We start from the raw sequence: 19,971 nt of genomic DNA, 5'->3' as shown, positions 1-19,971 counted from the left end.
AACCTTTCTTTGCTAAATGAAACAGCATATAGTGCTATAAAGGCCTTTTTAAGCCCAGCTCCCGCGCTCTGTTGTTGGCTTTTATGTAGCCGGCATCTGCGTGTCTTATGATATTTAAACCGGGATCAATAGTGAGTAAATTCTTTAATTTCTTTAACGAAGCTAAGCTTCCATCCGCTACTGCCGTCATACCGGAATGAATGGAGTTCCCAATCCCTACCCCGCCGCCATGTTGAATGCTGACCATCGTTGCCCCGGAAACAGCATTTAACAATCCATTTAGAATCGGCCAATCTGCAACGGCATCGCTCCCATCCGGCATTCCTTCTGTTTCTCTGGTTGGAGCAGCCATGGTACTGCCTTCTGAATGATCCCGAGTAATTGCAATAGGGGCCGATAGCTCACCTTTTGCTACCATATCATTGATTAATTCACCAATCTGACTCCGTTCATTGTAATCCAACCAGCAAGTACGTGCCGGCAATCCATAGAAATAGATTCTTTCTTGAACAAATTTAATCCAGCGGCAAACCCTTTCGTCGCTTCGAAAGGTCGATAAAATCGCTTCATCCAATTTGTATATATCCCCTGGGTTTCCGGAGAGAGCAATCCAGCGGCATGGTCCTCTCCCTTCACAGTAGAGGGGACGTAAATATTCAGAAATAAAGCCAGGGAATGAAAAGGCATGATCGTACCCTGCTTTATATGCTTGACCCCGAATATTATTTCCATAGTCAAAAACGATTGCCCCTCTGTCCTGTAGCTTGCACATGGCTTCCACATGGGCAACAAGGGTTTCTTCCGCCATTTTCAGATATTTTTCCGGCCTTTTCCCCCTTAGGAAGAACGCTTGCTCTAAGGTTAATCCACTAGGAATATAGCCATTTAATAAATCATGAACAGCTGTCTGATCGGTCACGATATCCGGTGTCACACCCTTATTGACCATCTCGCAGAATATATCTGCTGCATTGCCATGCAATGCAATGGCAAGTGCCCTTTCCGCCCCTATTGCTTCCTTCGCTAACTTTAAAGCCTCATCAAGTGAATGAACTTTCACATCGCAATAATTATTAACCAGCCGCTTATTTATCTTTCCTTCATCAACTTCTACGACGATACAGACTCCGCCATTCATGGTTACGGATAAGGGCTGGGCGGAACCCATTCCTCCAAGCCCGGAGGTCAAAACCAGTTTCCCTTTTAAAGATCCATTGTAATACCGGTTTGCGATTTCACTCATCGTTTCAAATGTTGCTTGCAGTACACCTTGGACACCAATGTATGCCCAGGACGCAGCTGTCGCTTGTCCATACATCGTTAAGCCCTTTTTTTCCAGCATGGTGAAGTATTCGTCATTTGCCCAATTTGGTACAACCATTGCAGTAGAAGAGATGACCCGTGGGGAAAACGGAAAAGTCCGGAAAGTCGCAACTGGCTTTCCGGATTGAATCAATAATGTATGGTTTTCATCCAACTGTTTTAACTCACGGATGATCGCTTCCATCGCCTGCCTGTTTCTGGCGGCTTTTCCCCTGCCGCCGTAAACAATCAATTCATCACTGTTTTCAGCCACACGGGGATCAAGGCTATTAAGGAATAGCCGCAATAATGCTTCTGTTTCCCAATTTTTGCAGGAAATTTCCTTGCCTATTGGTGATTGGATTGTTTGAAACATAGATTCGCTCTCCCTTGTTTCACGAAAAAATAGAATATTTAGAATGATGTCCTTGGTTTAATTCACGATAGACCTGACGATTTCCTTCATTTATAAAATTATTTTAGGACATAGTTAGCAATGACCATTTTTTGCACTTGAGAAGTTCCTTCAAAAATTTCCAAAATTCGTTGATCCCGATAGAAACGCTCCACTGGATATTCCTTCATAAATCCGTAACCGCCATGAATTTGCACGGCTTTATGAATGATGCGATTAGATGCTTCGGATGTAAATAGCTTTGCAATGGAAGCTTCTTTCGACAATCTGTACCCTTTTTTATCCTTAAGACTAGCCGCATAGTACGTATACAAGCGGCCGATTTCAAGTTCTGCAGCCATTTCAGCAAACATCCATTGAAGTCCTTGGAACTGCGAAATCGATTGGTTAAAGGCAACGCGCTCTTTTGAATAAGAAACAGCTGCATCAAGGGCGGCCTTGGAAAGACCTATCGCCATGGAGGCAATCCCAATACGCCCCCGGTCTACCACTGTCATCGCGATTTTAAAACCATCCCCTTCTTTCCCAACAAGATTCTCCTTTGGTATACGGCAGTTCTCAAAGATGATTTCATGTGTACGGGCACCGCGAATCCCCATTTTATCGTCCCCAGCCCCATATGATAATCCCGGAGTCCCTTTTTCGACGATGAAGGCACTGATTCCTTTTGCGCCTTTTTCTGTGTCAGTTTTTGCATATACAACCAATGTATCCGCATAAGCTCCGTTCGTGATGAAAATCTTTGAGCCGTTCAGGACATATTCATCACCTGCAAGCCTGGCATTCGTCTTCATCGAGGAAACATCGGTCCCGCCATTTGGCTCAGTCAGACAAAAGGCAAATAACTTCTCTCCGGTACAGCCCGGCACTAAGTATTTTTTCCGTTGCTCCTCGTTTGCAGCAAGATAAAGACCATCAATTCCCAAATAATGGGCAGTAAGGATGGAGCCTGTGGCAGCGCAGGCATACGTAATCTCCTCAACAGCGATCGCCTCCGCAATCGAATCAGCGCCAACTCCGCCATCTTTTTCAGGATAGGCGATTCCCATTAATCCTAGTTTGGCCAACTTGGGGATATGCTCAGTTGGAAAGCGATTTTCTTGATCCAATTCCGCTGCCTTAGGCTGCAGAACCTCCCTGCTAAAATCCCGCACCATTTTACGAATACTTTGCTGTTCTTCCGTTAATTCGAAATTCACGTTACATTCCCCCTATTATTCTTCTATTCATCGATTATTTTTTCAGATCGGACTTTTGATATTTCGCAAGAATTTCATCCGTATGCTCACCTAAAGAAGGGCTTGGTCTTTGAATCACTGCAGGCGTTTTTGAGAACTTTACCGGATTCCCCACTATTTTCATTTTCCCTGCAACAGGATGCTCTAATTCGACGAGCATTTCCCGAATGGCTATATGTTCATCTTCACAGATCTCTTGAATATTTAATATAGGTGAGCTTGGAACACCGCCATTGTTAATAAGTTCTACCGCTTCCTCGACCGTGTAAGCCTGAAGCCACTCTTCAATGATTGGTTTAAGCTCATCCACATGTTCAGTTCTTAATGCATCCCTGCAGAATCGCTCATCCTGTTCGAGTTCTGGCTGATCCATGATTAAACATAATCGTTTAAAAAGCGAATCATTTGCCACCGCAATGACGACATAACCATTTTGCGCTTTATAAATATCAAATGGCGAACTAATCGGATGGCGGCTCCCAATTCTCTCAGGAACAATTTGATCCACTGTATACCGCATGACATTACTTTCTAATAGCGAGAAGATGGAATCAACCATAGCTACATCAATATATTGACCTTCACCTGTTCGTTCTCGATGAAATAAAGCGACCATTATCCCATATGCCGCATACAAGGCTGCACTCATATCACCGAGCGATGCCCCGGCGCGTGTCGGCGGCTGATTCGGGTGCCCCGTTATACTTGCCAATCCGCCCATCGCTTGCGCAACGAGATCATAGGCAGGTCTCCCGCTATACGGGCCATACTGTCCAAAGCCGGAGATAGAGGCGTAAACAATCCCGGAATTTATTTGTTTTAATGTTTCATAATCCAAACCAAGCTTTTTCATGACACCTGGACGGAAGTTTTCGATCACAACATCTGCTTCCTTCACTAATTCCATTATAAGCTCGGTGGATTCAGGCTTTTTTAAATCAAGTGCTACACTTTTCTTCCCCCTGTTTAAAAACACAAAGTATCCGCTTTCATTATTTTGAAATGGACCGAACCCTCTTGTGTCATCACCTGTACCAGGCTTTTCTATTTTTATCACTTCAGCTCCCATATCTGCTAACAGCATCGTGCAATATGGTCCGGCTAATACACGTGTAAAATCAAGGACTTTTATTTTTTCAAGCGGTTGTGGCTGTGGGTGTTCCATTGTGATTCCCCTTTCACTTCCAGTATGTTACTAGTAATTTTCATACGGATGGCCTTTGGTAACAAGAGGAATTTATTACTTTTTTGTGCACTTTTATACGAATCTTCTGAAAAAAGTGCACTTGCAAAACTATATAAAAAGAAGAAGCAAGGGAAAAAACCCTTGCTTCCTAGATGACCATTTTTTTATTTTCTTGCAGTTGTAATTCTTGTTCACCCGTGCCGTCATGCTCACGATTCTTTTTAATTTTGAAATGATAGATTAAGTAACAAGCTATGACAAATGGGACTCCTAAATATAGAGCCAAACGCTGCTCGGAGTCAAACGCTAAACTGGCCAATACAATACAATTCAAGGTTAATGCAATGATTGGAAGCAGAGGGTAAAGCGGTGTTCTAAATTTAAGATCCTCCACTCTGCCGCCTTCGCGAAGGAACTTTCTCCGGAAGGCAATTTGTGATGCAGTGATAGAAATCCATCCTACTTGGGCACCTAGTCCTGCAATGGAAAGCAGCCAAACAAAGACGGTTTCTTCTGCAAAGAACCCTGACAATAATGATAATAAGGCAATCCCGATTGTTAACATTAGTGCGTTAAACGGAACTCCTTGTTTATTGACTTTTGTAAGTTTAGGACTCGTCATCTTCTCTTTTGACATCGCATATAACATCCGTGTTGCCGCATACAGTCCGGAGTTCGCAACAGATAGTAAAGCAGTCAGAATAACAAAGTTCATAATGTCCGCTGCATAAGGAATACCAATACTATCAAAAACGACGACAAAGGGACTTTCCACAACACCTGCTTGTTCCATAGGGATTAAGCTTGCGAGAACAAAAATAGCTAACACAAAGAAAAATAACGTGCGCCATACCGTTTGCTTGATTGATTTTGGGATGGTCTTCTCCGGTTCTTCACTTTCACCGGCAGCAATCCCAATTAATTCTGTGCCTTGGAAAGAAAAGTTAACCGCAATCATGGTAATAATTAAAGCAGTAAACCCGTGTGGCAGGAAGCCATGTGCTGTAAAATTTGATAGAAATGGTGCCGGCTGTCCGCCTTTCAAGTCAATGAAGCCGAACATTGCCGCCCCGCCAAGGACGATAAAAGCAAGAATGGCAAAAATTTTAATGCTTGAAAACCAAAATTCTGTTTCCCCAAAGGCACGAGCTGAAAGCGCATTGAGTGAAAATAATACCACTGCAAAAATAGCACACCAGATCCACACAGGTGAATCAGGAAACCACCGCTGCATAAGCTGCCCTGCAGACAATAGCTCCAATGCAACCGTTACCGACCAGCCTAGCCAATAAAGCCAACCGAGTGCAAAGCCTGTTCCTGGACCAATAAACTTCGTTGTATACGTTTGAAAAGAACCGGAAACCGGCATCGCTACGGACAATTCACCTAAACAAAGCATTGTTAAAAACATGATGAACCCGCCAACAACATAGGAAAGAATTGCACCTGCAGGACCCGCTTGGCTAATCGTATAGCCTGAACCTAAGAAAAGCCCTGATCCAATTACCCCTCCTAGAGAGATCATAAACAAATGCCGTGTCTTCATGGTTCTTTTTAGTTCATGAGTGGTATTGTTCTCCTGTAAATTCATTAATCCTTCTCCCTTCCCTTTTTAAAGAATGCGCTTTCAGATCCTTATAATTCACTGTTTTAAAATAGCAAATTTTGCACAAGAAGCTATTCGGATTCTTGCATACAAAAGATTAGTTCATTTGTGGGACATTATCAACGACCAAATCTTTCTAATATTATCACTATTTTAATCTATTTATATATGCAATTTCTATACCAACAATGAAACCTTTGTTTTAGAATATTATTTTGCCATAGATGCTAAATTCCTTTGCACTATTTTACAATAATTTTGCACTAGAGATGCAAAAAGACTGTTACCATTTTATTAGGAATAGTTTTTTATTTGATTTTTAATTGTCAGTGTATAGCCAATAAGTTTTGCACAAACTGATTTTCCCCAGTAAAATAATGCAAAATTTTTTTGCGTTATGACCCCATTTTTGATTAAATAGGGATATAAGGGATGGAACAAGGGGTAGAAACGATGAAAAAATCACAGAATGATTTGTACTATTTAACTCGTATGTATAAACGGATTTTGGACGAAGTGGACGTTGGTGTTCATGCGGTAGACGAAACCGGCAAAACCATTATTTATAATAAAAAAATGATGCAAATGGAGTCTATGGACCTCCATGATGTTATTGATAAAAACTTATTAGATGTGTTTATGTTTAAAGACGACCAATCCAGCACGCTTGTTAAAGCGCTGCATGAAGGCAAAGAAACGAGTAACGTAAAGCAGACCTATTTTAATAATAAGGGTCATGAAATTACAACGATAAACAATACGATTCCTATTTATACTAATGAGAAACTCCAGGGTGCTGTTGAAATTGCCAAAGATGTAACTAAGCTTGAACGGCTTATGAAAAGCAATCTGACCAAAGGATCCACTAGATATACGTTTGATAATATCATTGGCACAAGTCCTGCCATTCAGGAAGTAATTGAAGCCGCTAAACGGGCAACCCGAACCTCTTCGTATGTTTTGATTATTGGCGATACTGGTACTGGGAAAGAGCTGTTTGCCCAAAGCATTCACAACGGGAGCGGGCGTTTATCCGGGCCATTTATTTCGCAGAATTGTGCGGCTTTACCAGATAATTTAATTGAAAGTCTTCTCTTCGGTACAAAGCGTGGTGCTTTCACTGGGGCAATTGATACCCCTGGATTATTTGAACAGGCAAACGGCGGCACACTGCTGCTGGATGAGATTAACTCATTAAACCTTAATCTTCAGGCCAAATTGCTACACGTCCTTCAGGAAAAAACAATCAGACGAATTGGTGATACGAAGGATACGCCTGTTGACGTTAGGGTCATTGCCAATATGAATGAGGATCCCATTGACGCCATTGCCAATCAGCGGATGCGGAAAGATTTGTACTATCGGCTGGGAGTCGTGACCCTCTTTGTCCCGCCGCTTAAAGAGCGCAAAGAAGATATTCCGTTATTAGTGGAGCATTTTATTGAAAAATACAATGAACGATTTCAGATGAATGTAAAAGGCTTGTCAGGAGAGGTCAAATCATCTTTCCTTGAGTATGATTGGCATGGGAATGTCCGTGAACTTGAACATATTATTGAGGCAGCTATGAACATTATGATGGATGAAGAGTATATTATGTATCCTCATTTACCCTACCAATATCGGAGCAAAATTCAGCTGAGAGAGAGAATGATGCCTCTTTCCACTGTTGATACCTTCATTAAAGGAAATTCAGATGTCACTATACCGCTAAAAGATCAAATGGAGCTTTTTGAAAAAACGTATATTGAACATGTTTTAGAAAAACATGATTCTAATATCTCAAGAGCGGCTAAATCACTCGGATTAAGCCGCCAAAGTCTACAGTATCGAATGAAGAAATGGAAGCAAGAGTGAAGAAATGGAAAAAAGGGTCAGTCCTTCGCCGCTTGATACAGCGTAGGACTGACCCCTTGTTTTTCCTTTGTCTCATGCACGCTTAAAAACTATTCGTCCTGCAACGACTGTTTTCACAGCTTCTGCAGTCAGCATATCTTCTGATGTTCCAGCAAACAAATCGCGATCAAAGATTGAAAAGTCAGCAACATAGCCCGGTTTAATAAGTCCCCGTTCATGCTCCTTGCTGATAGCCTGGGCACTGCCAATGGTATACATTTGAACGGCTTCAAAACGTGATAGCTTTTGTTCCGGTAAATACCCATCATGTTCCGCAAACGGTTTTTTCCGTTCAACGGCAGCATAAATAGAGGCCATCGGGTTTATATCCTCTATCGGTGCATCCGTCCCCCCCGCGCACATAATTCCGCGGTCTAAAAGGGTTTTCCAAGGATACGCCAAGGCTAGCCGCTCTTCACCAAGTCGATTGATTACCCATGGGAAATCTGATGGGACAAATGCTGGCTGCACATCCACGACAACCGGTAACTTAGCCATTCTCTCCACTAAATCTTCACGTAGCACGCAGCCATGGATTAGGCGGTCTCGTTTGCCTTTTGGCGCTGGAAACTTTTCTATGACATTCAGAATTTGTTCTGCTCCTGCATCTCCAATCATATGTACAGCAACGGCTTCATCATATTGTCGTGCAAGCTTCACTAGTTCTTCTAATTGTTCATCTGTTTGAATTAGCAGCCCTTTCTGATCCGGCTGATCTTTATATGGCTCCGATAACGCTGCCGTTGAGCCGCCTAATGACCCATCCGTAAAAATTTTCATGGCTCCTGGTTCAATAAAAGGTTCGTCAAATTCCACCTTCGCCTCCATCATTTTTTCAAAAACTGCATTATGGCGCAGCAAGTTGACTCGAAAATGATGCTTTTCACCAATCACCCTTCGATAGGCTGTGAGTGGGTTAATAAATTCTCCAAAATAGTACATTTCCTCTGTATGACCACCGGTTAATCCATAGGATAGCATTGTATCAACAGCCAGGTTAAGCTCCTCTGTTAATGTGTCAATATAGGCTTCCCCGTCTCTTGAAATCACTTCCGTAACCAATTCACTTGCTTTTTCATATAAAAGACCATTTAGTTTTCCTTCAGCATTCCGTCCAATTTCCCCGCCCGCTGGAGACTCACTTTCCTCCGTAATACCTCCAGCTGCAAGTGCGGCAGAATTTCCAAGAACAACATGACGGCAAACTCTTGTTAAGAAAATCGGCTCTTTGCGAATCGCGTCAAGCTCCTCGATCGTGGGAATGCGTAGATCCGCCATGTTATTTTCATTCCAGCCTTCACCAAACAGCCATTGATCAGCAGGGACTGTTTTCGCGGCTGCTTTGACCATTTCTAGCATTTCTTCAGCAGAACCCGCTTTTGATAAATCCAGCCGAACTAACTTTTCACCTAAGGAAATCATATGCAGATGGCTATCCACGAAACCCGGATACATCACGGCCCCTTGCAGATCGATTCGTTCATCTGCTTGTCCGCAAAGTTCAGCAAATGAACCCGTTGCAAGAATACGGTCATCCTCAACAAGAACAGCTTCGACCGTTTCCCCCTCTTGCCCCATTGTGTAAATCGTGCCGCCATACCAAAGTTTTTTCATAAAAACGCCTCCTCGTTCAGATAAACCTTTTTACTATACCTGATATCTTCTCTACTCTATTTCCATTCTATCGTCTTCTACCCAAAAGATGAATACAAAAAACGCCCTGAGTTATACTCGGGCGCACTTATCAAAATCATCATTATAGGTTCACCTCTTCAAAGATGGCTAATATTTCAGCCGCTGACTTTGCAGAAACCAGTCTTTCAATATTTTCCTCTTCTGAGCAGACAATCGCGATATTCGAAAGAATGTCTAAATGCTCGTTATCTTTACCGGCAATGCCAATTAACAGCTTGACGATATTTCCAGCACCAAAGTCCACCCCTTGTGGTACTTGAACAAAGGAAATTCCCGATTCCTTCACAAATGACTTTGAATCCTCCGTACCATGGGGAATCGCTAAAAAGTTCCCCATGAAAGTTGAAGTTAATTGTTCTCTTTCAAGCATTTTTTCGATATAGGCTGCTTCAACATAACCTTTATCCACGAGGATGCTTCCCGTTAAGCGAATCGCTTCCTCCTTCGATCGAACAATAGCATTTAATAGAATATTTTCTTTTGCTAAAATCGATTTCTCCATCATTACACACTCCTTAATTCTTTTAATTTCTCGGTAAAAAATTGATCTAATCTGGCAGAAAGCAATCCAACTATTTTTATATAGTCTCCCGATTGAAAAACAGCTATATTTTCTTCACTTTCAATTAATAGTGAGCTGACAAAACTCAATACTTCTAATGATTGTTCCGAAATATTTCTCGGTGACAGCAGTAATAGCAAGTAGTTCATTTTCATTTCCTGATCGTCCATCCCTATTACCTTTAGTGGTGTTTGGAGGACAGCCATACTGAAGCTTGGCACCATCACATGTGTTGATCGGGTATGGTATAATGCCATTCCTGTCTCAGGAATCCCCACTCCCCCAAGCCTTTCCCTATCGAGGATATTCTGAACAACCGCTTCAACATCCTCTATTTTTTTCCCTTGATAGAGCATTAGACATGCTTCGGTTATGATTTCCTTTATTGAGTTATACCCGCAAATTGGATTTAAAACGAACCCCTTAAGAATAGTGGCTATCGTTCCGGCATAGTCGCGGATATGATTCATTTCCTCCATTAATTCTGACGGATCCTTTTTGCTCACATTCGTATGAATTGATAGAGGAAGTTTTTTTTCCGAACTGTTCACGATTTTATATTTATTGATAAAGGAACGAATCTTCTCAATCTCTTCTTTATTTAAAAAGGGATTAACCATAATATAATCTGCTTCGTAGTCAGCAATCGGGATGGTAGAAAGCACTAATTGATATTCATCTATGTTCATCTTTTTAAATTCCATGACCGATACATGTTGAATGTGCCTCAGCTCAGGAAATTCCTTTTGCAATCTTGTTGCCAGCATCTTAGATGTGCCGATTCCGCTTGAACAGACCACTAGCGTTCTAAAGTTAACAAGCTCTCGCCTGCCCATCATTGCCGCACCAAAATGCAGAACGAGATACCCCGTTTCCTCATCTGGAACAGTAAAATGAGGAAAAACCTTCGCAGTTGCCTGTTTAACAATGGCAAATAAATCTGCATAGTCCCGTTTTATCTTATCTAATAACGGGTTGCTAATTCCCATTTTTTGTTTCATTCGATACATGGCTGGCTTTAAATGCGTAACAAGCCCTTCAAATAAAGAGCGATTTTCCGATAAATCAATCCCTGCTAATTCACTAACATCTTCAATGAGCTTCTTTGTATTCACAGCAACTGCTAAACTCGTTTCTTCATTAATAAATTCATTATTATGTCTCAGCTTTGCACCCTTTAGGTGCATGGTAATGTAGGCAACCTCAGCCTCTGGTATGTTAATAGAAAAAATCAGTTCCAATTGAGCGACAATCTTTTCTGCAAATTGATATTCCTTCGTTACTTTTTGATTTTCCAAGTAAGCCGGATTAATGGTGATTCCTTCACCCTTTTGTATCCGTTCCACGGCAAGCGCCACATGAACGACTAGGGCAATATAGGCACTATCTGCCATTGAAAACGGTAAATCTTGGACAATTGAATTAACTATTTTTTCAACAATCGCGAGTTTTTTCTGTTCAACAAGTCCCATTAGTTTTTTGGAAATAGTATGAATTTGCTCCGTTGACCGTTTTTGAATGTTTTCTCGTGTTAATGAGAGAATTTCAGCTTCATCAATATATTCAGAGATTAAATTGCTAATCGCCCTTCTTTTTGCACCTTCATCCCCTTCGATTTCAACACCGTAGCCTCTTCTTCGAATGAGTGCTAAATTAAAGCTAGTTAATCTCTCTTCCAATTTCGTTAAATCAGCACTTACCGTAGCAATCGTGACATTTAAATCGTTGGCAAGACCGATAATCTTTACAGGTTCATTGTTTTCCAGTAGCTCACATAAAATAATCGTTTGCCGTTCTTCAGGAGTGTATTCCGTATGAGAGAGATTAAACAAATACTGTTCCAGCTCCCGGAGTCTATGATCATCGCCGGTAATTTGGACCCCAACACCTGACTTTTTGTGTAATATCAGGTCATATTCCCCTAGAATATCTGCTACATTTTTTAAATCGCGGTGAATCGTTCTCCCGCTTACACCCATTTGATTTGAAAGGTCTTTCACGGTCATTTCATCCGTATTCTTTAATAATATTTCAAGGATTTGCCTCTCTCTTGCGGAAATATACATATTTCTCACTCCTTAAAGTTGACCGTCCGCCTCCATTGTTGACATGTTTTACCAAGCAAAAGCCTAGCATATAGTGTCTAGGCTTTTCATGAGACTATCCCTTTAAATTATTTACTAATTCATCATACTTAGGACTATTTAAAAAGTTTTCTACTGAAACATGAGTGGCATTCGGAAGCTTTTCTTTCGCACGGTCTGTTAAATCTTTATGTGTTACGACCACATCAGCATCCGCCGGTAAATTGTTAATCGCTGTGTTAATCACCTTGACATCCAGGCCCGCTTTCTGTACTTTATTTCTTAAAATTGATGCACCCATTGCACTTGAACCCATTCCAGCATCACAGGCAAACACAATTTTGTTTACAACTTCCGGAACAAATGTATCCTGTGTGCTTATTAACACGGATGAAATGGAGCTCTTCTTACCTTTCATTTCTTCCATTTTTGCCGCAGCAGAAGTTAAATCTTCATCCACAGCCTTGCTTGTTTTTAGAATCAAGGAAGCTACTCCGAAGGAAACGGCTGTTGCCACGATAACACCAGCCAGTGTGGCAAAATAACCGCCTTTTGGCGTCATTGCCAGCAGCGCGAAGATACTGCCTGGTGATGGTGCCGCGACAAGACCTGCATCGAGAATATTAAATGTGAAGACACCGCTTACACCACCGGCCATCGCTGCGAAGATTAACATTGGTTTCATTAAGATGTATGGGAAGTAAATTTCATGAATACCACCCAGGAAGTGGATAATCACTGCTCCGGGAGCTGTTTGTTTTGCCGTTCCCCTGCCAAACAACCAATAAGCAAGCAGGATCCCTAATCCCGGTCCAGGGTTTGTTTCTAATAAGAATAAAATCGATTTACCAGCTTTTGTTGCTTGTTCGATCCCTAATGGACTTAATATACCATGGTTAATTGCATTATTTAAAAAGAGAACTTTTGCTGGTTCAATAAAGATGTTTGCTAACGGTAACATATTATGATCAACGATAAATTGCACACCTGAAGCTAATGCCTTACTTAATGCTTCTACAACTGGGCCAATGCCTTTATAAGCTATTAAGGTTAAAGCTCCTCCGAGAATTCCGGCAGAGAAGTTATTGACGAGCATTTCAAAACCTGACTTTACTTTTCCTTCAATAAGTTTGTCAAACTTCTTAATGACATAACCGCCAAGCGGTCCCATTAACATAGCCCCTAAGAACATGGGGATATCTGTCCCGACAATCACACCCATGGTTGCAGTGGCACCAACGACCCCGCCGCGAATGTCGTATACCATTCGGCCGCCGGTAAAACCGATTAATAATGGCAATAGAAATGTAATCATTGGGCCGACGAGTGCTGCCAGATCCTTGTTCGGCATCCAGCCAGTTGGAATAAATAATGCTGTGATCAGTCCCCACGCGATAAAGGCGCCAATATTCGGCATCACCATCCCGCTTAAATAACTGCCGAATCTCTGTATCTTTACTTTTACATCTGGCTTATCTTTTGCTGTTGTTGTTGCTGTTTCAATCATCTTTTTTCCCCCTTCAACTTATTTGTTGAACTTTCTATATATAGATTAAAGCGTTTTCATAGTAGGTTCAATCAATACAAAACCTCATTTTGTCACACCAATTGTTGCCAACATTAATAAATGTAAAAAGGGACAGTTCCACACTGCAATATACTCAGCGTGGAACTGTCCCAAAGCAGGAGAGTCCTCAGTAGTTCCTAATGATTTCTTTAGTGATTTCGCTGTTTTCATCCAATCCCGATACTTCTTTAAGGACAGCGGGCAAGTCCTGCTCTTTGATCATTGCTTGGAGTCTTACTGCTTCCGGATCATCCTGATAATCGAAATGCAATGCTGAAGCAATTGCCTTTGCAAGATTTGTATACGAAAGCCCCGCCTTCGCTGATTCCGTTGCCGGACGAACAAGACGATCATTTGCTCCAAGTTTTCTAAGTGGCCCGCGGCCAACCCTTGTCACCGCATCATTTAAATGGGCATTTTTAAACCGTCCAATAATCTTTTCGATATATTGATTATGTTCTTCAGGATTTAGACCATATTGTTTTATTAAATAGGCACCAGTCTCGCCCAGTGTTGCTCGAACTTGATTCTGAATCGTTTCATCCGCAAGCGCTTGGTCAATCGTTTCTTTTTTCGCAAGATAACCAAGATAAGCAATGGTAGCATGGCCTGTATTCACGGTAAAAAGCTTTCTCTCAATATATGGGGCAAGGTCTTCAACAATCTTCATTCCTTCTACAGGCGGAATGCTTTCACTTGTTTCCACGACCCACTCATGATAGGTTTCAACCAGCACATCGAGTGTGCCATGATTGTTTTGAATCGGCACAATTCGGTCAACAGCAGAATTAAAGAAATAAACTTTTCCTGCTAACTTCTCCTTTGTTTCTTCATCAAGATGCTCGAATATATAGCCTTTTAATAGGTCTGTCGCTGAAATTTGATTTTCACATGCAATCACATACAACTTTTCATCAGTATTTCTCACTCTTTCAATGATTCCCTTTGCCATTAACGGGGCAATATGGGGCAGAATATTAGGCCCAATCGCTGTCGTAAGGTACGTCGCCTCGCCTATTGCTTCGATTACCTCCTGCTCCTGTGACTGATTATTCAACCCGGAAACATTTTCAATCATCATGCTTTCTTGCTGATCCGTTGCTAATTTTACTTGATATCGCTTTTCCTCATTTAATTGGTTTATCACTTGTTCGGCGATATCAACAAAGGTGACATGATAGCCGGATTGTGAAAAAAGTGCGCCAATAAATCCTCTGCCAATATTCCCTGCGCCAAAATGGACTGCTAGTTTCATTTTTATCATTCCTTTATTATATTTGTGTAAAGATAGTCCAAAAAGATGGATTCTAATCTTGTCCGAATCATCGCTTCATTCGCTGATGAAAACGTCAGGATTGCTTCATGATTTTCAATTAAACTCGTGCTTATCAAACTTACTATTTCCTGCTCTCTTACTGCCAATTCTTCAGGAGCCAGCATGAGCAGCAAATTTTTCATCTTCATATCTTTGCCATCCATTCCCTTTACCACTAAAGAATGCTCCAAATGCGTAATCTGAAAAATAAGTTCATGAACATGTGGAGCCCTGCAGTGAAACAGAGCCATTCCGGTACCGGGTATTCCGAGGCCGCCTTTTCGTTCTCGCTCTTTTATTGAAGCCAAAACGGCTTTACGGTTTGCCATCAAATGATCCTTTTCCGCTTTACGGACCATTTCCGCGATAATTTGATCATGGTCGTTTCTAAGCGGCACCCGATACACTCGGAAGTTCTTCAAAACAGCCTCAATACTGTGCTGGACAACCTTTAGCTCTTCTAAAACTTCAGTAATGCCTGTTTTGGTCACTGAACCAGCTTTCGAGATCTCTTTAGATAAAGATGCCAGGTACCGCTTATTCTCCGTTAGGGTTTCAATATTATCGCGCAAAAATTGCCGAATCGCCGCTATATTTTCCTCTGTTAAGAGTGGAGAAACCAACATATAATCTACGTCCAAAAATGGAAGGTTTACCGTTGAAATGATCATATCAAAATCTTTTATTTGATCTTTTCGCTGAATCTCCTTGATAGATTTTATCTCTATGTGATCAATCCCGGGAATCTCCTTTTTAATTCTGCTTGCGAGCATTTTAGAGGTTCCTATCCCGGTCGGACAAATCACCAATGCATGGATAGGTAATTTTTCTTCCCTTAGAACAAGTGCCGATCCGAAATGGAGGACAATAAAGGCAATTTCATCATCAGGAAAAGAATCAATTTCGTACAAATGCTTCTCCACACTATTTTTTACTGCCAAAAACAAAAACGGATACTTTCGCATGATTTCCTCTTTTAAAGGGTTAAACGAGCCCATTTGCTGTTTAATCCGATAGAGAGACGGTTCCAAGTGGGCCAGCAGCCCCTGGTACAAAGAAAAGTCATTTGTTAAATCAATATGTAATTGGGATGAGACATCTTGGATGAGGCTTCTGACCAATTTACTAAGAGGAATACTGTCATAGGGAACCTCATTTGCCTCTTGAAGTTTAGACCCCTTAAGGATTACTGCTAAATAAATGACATCCTCTTTCGTGAATGTTACCGGGAATAATGCTTCAAGTTTACTACAAATATCAACAATCAGATGAGATTCATTCGTCAGTTCATTAGAAGGTTCTATCTCCCCATGTAACAGAGGAAAGTCTTCCGTCCTCTGCATAGTGATGCAGATATGAAGAATGAGTCCGATATACCCACTATCGGCAAGACGCTGCTTCGAACGAGTAAAAGTCGTATTGACTAAACGATCGACGGCAAGAAGATAGTCTGGAAGAAAGTAATGTAAGATGATTTCTTGATTCGAATTTCCATTTTCCAATAAAAACAAACTTTCGATTAGTTCGTCATGAAAATACAGCAGGATAAAATTCGCCAGGGCTTTTCGCTTGGATGACTCAGAGCCAAGAATATCAACCCCTACACCCCGTTTTCGTATGATTTCCAGATGAAAATGGCCAAGCCATTCAGCCAGTTCATCCAAATAAGTCCCCAATGTTGTCATACTAACACCGATATCAGCAGATAATGCTTGAAGCTTAAAAGACTCCTCTTGGAACAATGCGATTAGCAGCTGCAGTTTTTTTACTTTCGGCGTTTGGTCAATAGGGTTGCTCCCCATTAAGTATTGGATAAGCCGGAAAATCTGTTCGTTCTTTCCCTCAATTGCTAATCCCTTCTCCATTTTACGCACTAATTGCAAATCGAAGGACTCAAGAATTTTCTCTACTGCTTTTAAATCCCGCTGGACAGTACGCCCACTCACATCCAAGTAGGCTGCAAGCGATGCCGCCGTATGTTTACCCGATGTTTTGACGATTAACTCAATGATTGCTTTTTCCCTTGAGGTAATATACACGCAATCAACTCGATTCTATTGAAAATACACCAATAGAAAAGCGGCATAGGCAGCTTTTCTATTCGGTCCATTCATTATTTATCATTTAAGATATCCATGATTTCTTTTGCCGTTTTGGCTTCGACCAATTTTTCGATATTGGCCATATCTGAGCATGTAACCGCAATTCCAGACAGGATTTCTAGATGTGTCCCATCTTTACCGGCAATCCCAAAAATCAATCGTACCTTCTGTCCATCAAAGTCTACCCCATTTGGAACCTGTAAAACGGTAAATCCAGAATTCAGGACATCCTTTTTCGCTTCTTCGGTACCATGCGGGATCGCGACATCATTTCCCATATAGGTGGATGTCATTTCATCACGGGCAATCATGGCATCAATATAGCTTTCCTTTACATATCCGGCCTTGACAAGCGCACGGCCGGCGAAACGAATCGCTTCTTCTTTCGAAGTAAATTCTTGATTTAAGAAGATATATTCTTCACGAAGCAAGGCATCATCTGGTTGCTGATCACCGCTTGGAACGGCTGCTTCTGCATCTTCAACGATTTCTTGAAGTCCCGCTGTTTCAGGATTTTTCAACCGATTCATTAACTTATCATATTCTGGACTTGATAAGAAATTATCAACGGAAATATGATAGGCATTCGGTACTTGCTTCTGTGCTCTCGGTGTTAATTCTTCCTGCGTAATAACGATTTGGGCGTCAGAAGGCAGGTTACTAATGGCTGTATTGGTAACAGAAATATGCATTCCCGCTTCCTTTACCTTTTTCCGAAGCAGTGATGCCCCCATTGCACTTGAGCCCATTCCGGCATCACAAGCAAAGATAATTCTGCTAACATGTTCCGGAAATTCCCCGTTATTAGCAGCCAAGACATTTGCAACAGAGCTTTTCTTGCCTTTCATTTCTTGCATCTTTCTTGCAGCCTCTTCAATATCTTCCTCTTGCTGTTTCCCTGTTTTTAAAATTAGTGACGAAAGAACAAAGGAAACAACTCCAGCAACAAGGACTCCAGCGATGTTCGCTAAATAAGTACTAGCCTGCGGCGGGGTAACGGCCATAATGGCAAGAATACTGCCCGGTGATGCCGGAGCCGATAAGCCTCCGCCTAAAAGCATCAAGGTGAAAACACCGCTAATTCCACCCACAATAACGGCAAAAAACAACATTGGACGCATTAAAATATATGGGAAGTAAATTTCATGAATCCCGCCAAAAAACTGAATAATCGCAGCCCCTGGTGCAGACCTTTTCGCATTTCCTTTTCCAAAAATACAATAGGCTAAGAGAACACCGATACCAGGTCCTGGGTTTGCTTCAAGAAGAAATAAAATGGATTCCCCTGTATCCTTCGCTTGCTCTAACCCAATTGGTGAAAGCACACCATGGTTAATAGCGTTATTTAAGAATAATACTTTTGCAGGTTCAATTAAAATACTTGTCAATGGCAAGAGTCCTGTAGCCAATAACCAGTCAACCCCCGTAACTAGCCAGCCTGTAAACACGGTAACGGCAGGGCCAATTCCTATGAAGGCTAAAATAGCGAGAAAACCGCCAAGAATTCCTGCTGAGAAGTTGTTTACAAGCATTTCAAAACCAGCTTTAACTTTTCCTTCAATTAGCTGATCGAATTTTTTAATCACATAACCGCCAAGCGGTCCCATGATCATTGCACCGAGAAACATCGGAATCTCTGCTCCAACAATGACACCCATTGTCACAATCGCCCCGACAACGCCCCCGCGCTGATCGTGTACAAGCTTACCCCCGGTATAACCGATTAATAACGGAAGCAGGTATGTAACCATTGGTCCAACCAGTTTGGCAAGGCTTTCATTTGGGAAGAAACCTGTAGGAATGAATAATGCAGTAATTAATCCCCATGCTATGAAAGCGGAAATATTCGGCATAACCATCGAACTTAGGAAGTTACCGAATTTCTGAACCGCTACTTTTATATTAGATTGAGCCATATGCTCTCATCCCTTCATTATAAGAATACCTAATTAATGTTAAGGCACAAATCTGCTATATTCAATAAAGAGGTAATCTAACTTTGTCACAACAAAGATGACAAAGTTATTGTTGCTCAAACAATAAAGGGATATGCCCATTTTTAAATAGGGATCGACTGGAGCTTTTATAGCAATAACCTGTCCGAAAAACCATTTATGTTTTTCTTTTGTTGACGGTTTGTCCAGCTGGCAATGCGTTAAGCTTCACCCGAAAATTTATTATGCTAAGACAGTAAAGCCGGTATCCTAAGGGTACCCTGCCTTTTATTGCAATCAATTCATATTTGGTATAGTCTAGTGTGTATACTTTTTGTAAAACTTTACGGAGGAGGCAAATTATGCCTGGAGATAAGAGTTCAAATCCTGAAGTTAAAGATTTTGAAGTGGAGAAAGTGTTTGAAGAACATGTTCATCATGAGAGGCATGAATTTACATTTAAAGTTGATGGCGGTGAATTTAAGGGCCACTTTCATGGTGATGAAATCCACTGGTTTCACCCACACCCGAAACAAATGATGGGTGAAAGCAAATTGACAGCCATTGAATCTATCATACATGATTTAATGGCCCAGCATGGGATTTCCAGTCCAATCAAAGAATTTGAAGTAACACAGGTTTTTGAGGACACAGCACACGAACGCAAGCAATTTACAGTGAAAGTTCAGGGAGAGGAATTCAAAGGGTTTGTCCATGAAGGAGAAATTCAATGGTTCCATCCGCAGCCAACTCAAAAGCTTGAGGAGGAACATGTTCAAGCTATCGAATCAGAAATCCAAGAAAAAGTGGCGGACCATGTAAAGGATTCTAAAAGCGATAAATAAAAAAAATTAATAAAAACGACAAGAAGGTCCTTAGAACAGTGACCTTCTTGTCTATTACATTTCACCAAAATTCTTAGCAGCTTTGTTAATTAAATCCCATTATTTCAAGGCTTGCTAAGTTTTCAATTAAACGTTTGGTTAACTTTTAAAAAACTAATCAAATGTTTGATTGAAATCGGCCTATGGGCATATAAATAAAGGTTTTATCTTTGAAACCAATTAAA

Annotated in this window: 13 protein-coding genes; 2 read left to right on the top strand and 11 right to left on the bottom strand. The window is 41.3% G+C overall.

Features of this window, described 5'->3' with window-relative positions; genetic code table 11:
* Positions 1 to 34: 34 nt before the first annotated feature.
* The 4 genes from hutU to FAY30_RS01135 all read right to left on the bottom strand — a co-directional run bounded on the left by hutU (position 35) and on the right by FAY30_RS01135 (position 5,732).
* Complete coding sequence (gene hutU / locus FAY30_RS01150; RefSeq protein WP_149868179.1) at positions 35 to 1,678, bottom strand: urocanate hydratase; 1,644 nt, start codon at positions 1,676 to 1,678, stop codon at positions 35 to 37.
* A gap of 98 nt (positions 1,679 to 1,776) precedes the next feature.
* Positions 1,777 to 2,916, bottom strand: coding sequence for an acyl-CoA dehydrogenase family protein (locus tag FAY30_RS01145; protein ID WP_149868178.1), 1,140 nt, complete (start codon positions 2,914 to 2,916; stop codon positions 1,777 to 1,779).
* Positions 2,917 to 2,950: 34 nt separating this feature from the next.
* Complete coding sequence (locus FAY30_RS01140) at positions 2,951 to 4,120, bottom strand: CaiB/BaiF CoA transferase family protein (RefSeq protein WP_149868177.1); 1,170 nt, start codon at positions 4,118 to 4,120, stop codon at positions 2,951 to 2,953.
* Positions 4,121 to 4,289: 169 nt separating this feature from the next.
* The gene (locus tag FAY30_RS01135; protein WP_149868176.1) at positions 4,290 to 5,732 is read right to left on the bottom strand and encodes an amino acid permease; all 1,443 of its coding nucleotides are present in this window, start codon (positions 5,730 to 5,732) and stop codon (positions 4,290 to 4,292) included.
* A gap of 468 nt (positions 5,733 to 6,200) precedes the next feature.
* Between FAY30_RS01135 and FAY30_RS01130 the strand changes: the two genes are divergently transcribed.
* Positions 6,201 to 7,604 (top strand): sigma-54 interaction domain-containing protein, encoded by a 1,404-nt coding sequence (locus FAY30_RS01130; RefSeq protein ID WP_149868175.1) that lies wholly within the window; start codon positions 6,201 to 6,203, stop codon positions 7,602 to 7,604.
* Positions 7,605 to 7,676: 72 nt separating this feature from the next.
* Here FAY30_RS01130 and FAY30_RS01125 read toward each other — a convergent pair whose 3' ends face one another.
* From FAY30_RS01125 to FAY30_RS01095, 7 genes are all read right to left on the bottom strand, one after another.
* Complete coding sequence (locus tag FAY30_RS01125; RefSeq protein ID WP_149868174.1) at positions 7,677 to 9,257, bottom strand: amidohydrolase; 1,581 nt, start codon at positions 9,255 to 9,257, stop codon at positions 7,677 to 7,679.
* Between the two features lie 142 nt (positions 9,258 to 9,399).
* Positions 9,400 to 9,840: a PTS mannitol transporter subunit IIA gene (locus tag FAY30_RS01120; protein WP_149868173.1), complete on the bottom strand. Its 441-nt coding sequence runs from the start codon at positions 9,838 to 9,840 to the stop codon at positions 9,400 to 9,402.
* 2 nt (positions 9,841 to 9,842) lie between these two features.
* The gene (locus FAY30_RS01115; RefSeq protein ID WP_149868172.1) at positions 9,843 to 11,966 is read right to left on the bottom strand and encodes a BglG family transcription antiterminator; all 2,124 of its coding nucleotides are present in this window, start codon (positions 11,964 to 11,966) and stop codon (positions 9,843 to 9,845) included.
* A 94-nt stretch (positions 11,967 to 12,060) separates the two neighbouring features.
* Complete coding sequence (locus FAY30_RS01110) at positions 12,061 to 13,491, bottom strand: PTS mannitol transporter subunit IIBC (protein ID WP_149868171.1); 1,431 nt, start codon at positions 13,489 to 13,491, stop codon at positions 12,061 to 12,063.
* A gap of 187 nt (positions 13,492 to 13,678) precedes the next feature.
* Positions 13,679 to 14,806: a mannitol-1-phosphate 5-dehydrogenase gene (locus tag FAY30_RS01105; RefSeq protein WP_149868170.1), complete on the bottom strand. Its 1,128-nt coding sequence runs from the start codon at positions 14,804 to 14,806 to the stop codon at positions 13,679 to 13,681.
* A gap of 5 nt (positions 14,807 to 14,811) precedes the next feature.
* The gene (locus tag FAY30_RS01100) at positions 14,812 to 16,905 is read right to left on the bottom strand and encodes a BglG family transcription antiterminator (RefSeq protein ID WP_149868169.1); all 2,094 of its coding nucleotides are present in this window, start codon (positions 16,903 to 16,905) and stop codon (positions 14,812 to 14,814) included.
* Positions 16,906 to 16,979: 74 nt separating this feature from the next.
* Positions 16,980 to 18,884, bottom strand: coding sequence for a PTS mannitol transporter subunit IICBA (locus FAY30_RS01095; protein ID WP_149868168.1), 1,905 nt, complete (start codon positions 18,882 to 18,884; stop codon positions 16,980 to 16,982).
* A gap of 380 nt (positions 18,885 to 19,264) precedes the next feature.
* Here FAY30_RS01095 and FAY30_RS01090 point away from each other — a divergent pair, with 380 nt between their 5' ends.
* The gene (locus FAY30_RS01090; RefSeq protein ID WP_149868167.1) at positions 19,265 to 19,747 is read left to right on the top strand and encodes a hypothetical protein; all 483 of its coding nucleotides are present in this window, start codon (positions 19,265 to 19,267) and stop codon (positions 19,745 to 19,747) included.
* Positions 19,748 to 19,971: the final 224 nt, after the last annotated feature.

The sequence above is a fragment of the Bacillus sp. S3 genome (assembly GCF_005154805.1).
In the GTDB taxonomy this organism is placed as follows: domain Bacteria; phylum Bacillota; class Bacilli; order Bacillales; family Cytobacillaceae; genus Neobacillus.
Note: the sequence above shows the minus strand (reverse complement) of the source record. Positions and strands in the feature narration are given on the sequence as shown.

Bases quoted from the DNA above. Each gene is read 5' to 3' on its own strand.
- FAY30_RS01120 (WP_149868173.1), bottom strand. From the start codon at position 9,840: ATGGAGAAATCGATTTTAGCAAAAGAAAATATTCTATTAAATGCTATT.
- FAY30_RS01140 (WP_149868177.1), bottom strand. From the start codon at position 4,120: ATGGAACACCCACAGCCACAACCGCTTGAAAAAATAAAAGTCCTTGAT.
- FAY30_RS01115 (WP_149868172.1), bottom strand. From the start codon at position 11,966: ATGTATATTTCCGCAAGAGAGAGGCAAATCCTTGAAATATTATTAAAG.
- hutU (WP_149868179.1), bottom strand. From the start codon at position 1,678: ATGTTTCAAACAATCCAATCACCAATAGGCAAGGAAATTTCCTGCAAA.
- FAY30_RS01090 (WP_149868167.1), top strand. From the start codon at position 19,265: ATGCCTGGAGATAAGAGTTCAAATCCTGAAGTTAAAGATTTTGAAGTG.
- FAY30_RS01125 (WP_149868174.1), bottom strand. From the start codon at position 9,257: ATGAAAAAACTTTGGTATGGCGGCACGATTTACACAATGGGGCAAGAG.
- FAY30_RS01105 (WP_149868170.1), bottom strand. From the start codon at position 14,806: ATGAAACTAGCAGTCCATTTTGGCGCAGGGAATATTGGCAGAGGATTT.
- FAY30_RS01135 (WP_149868176.1), bottom strand. From the start codon at position 5,732: ATGAATTTACAGGAGAACAATACCACTCATGAACTAAAAAGAACCATG.
- FAY30_RS01110 (WP_149868171.1), bottom strand. From the start codon at position 13,491: ATGATTGAAACAGCAACAACAACAGCAAAAGATAAGCCAGATGTAAAA.
- FAY30_RS01130 (WP_149868175.1), top strand. From the start codon at position 6,201: ATGAAAAAATCACAGAATGATTTGTACTATTTAACTCGTATGTATAAA.
- FAY30_RS01095 (WP_149868168.1), bottom strand. From the start codon at position 18,884: ATGGCTCAATCTAATATAAAAGTAGCGGTTCAGAAATTCGGTAACTTC.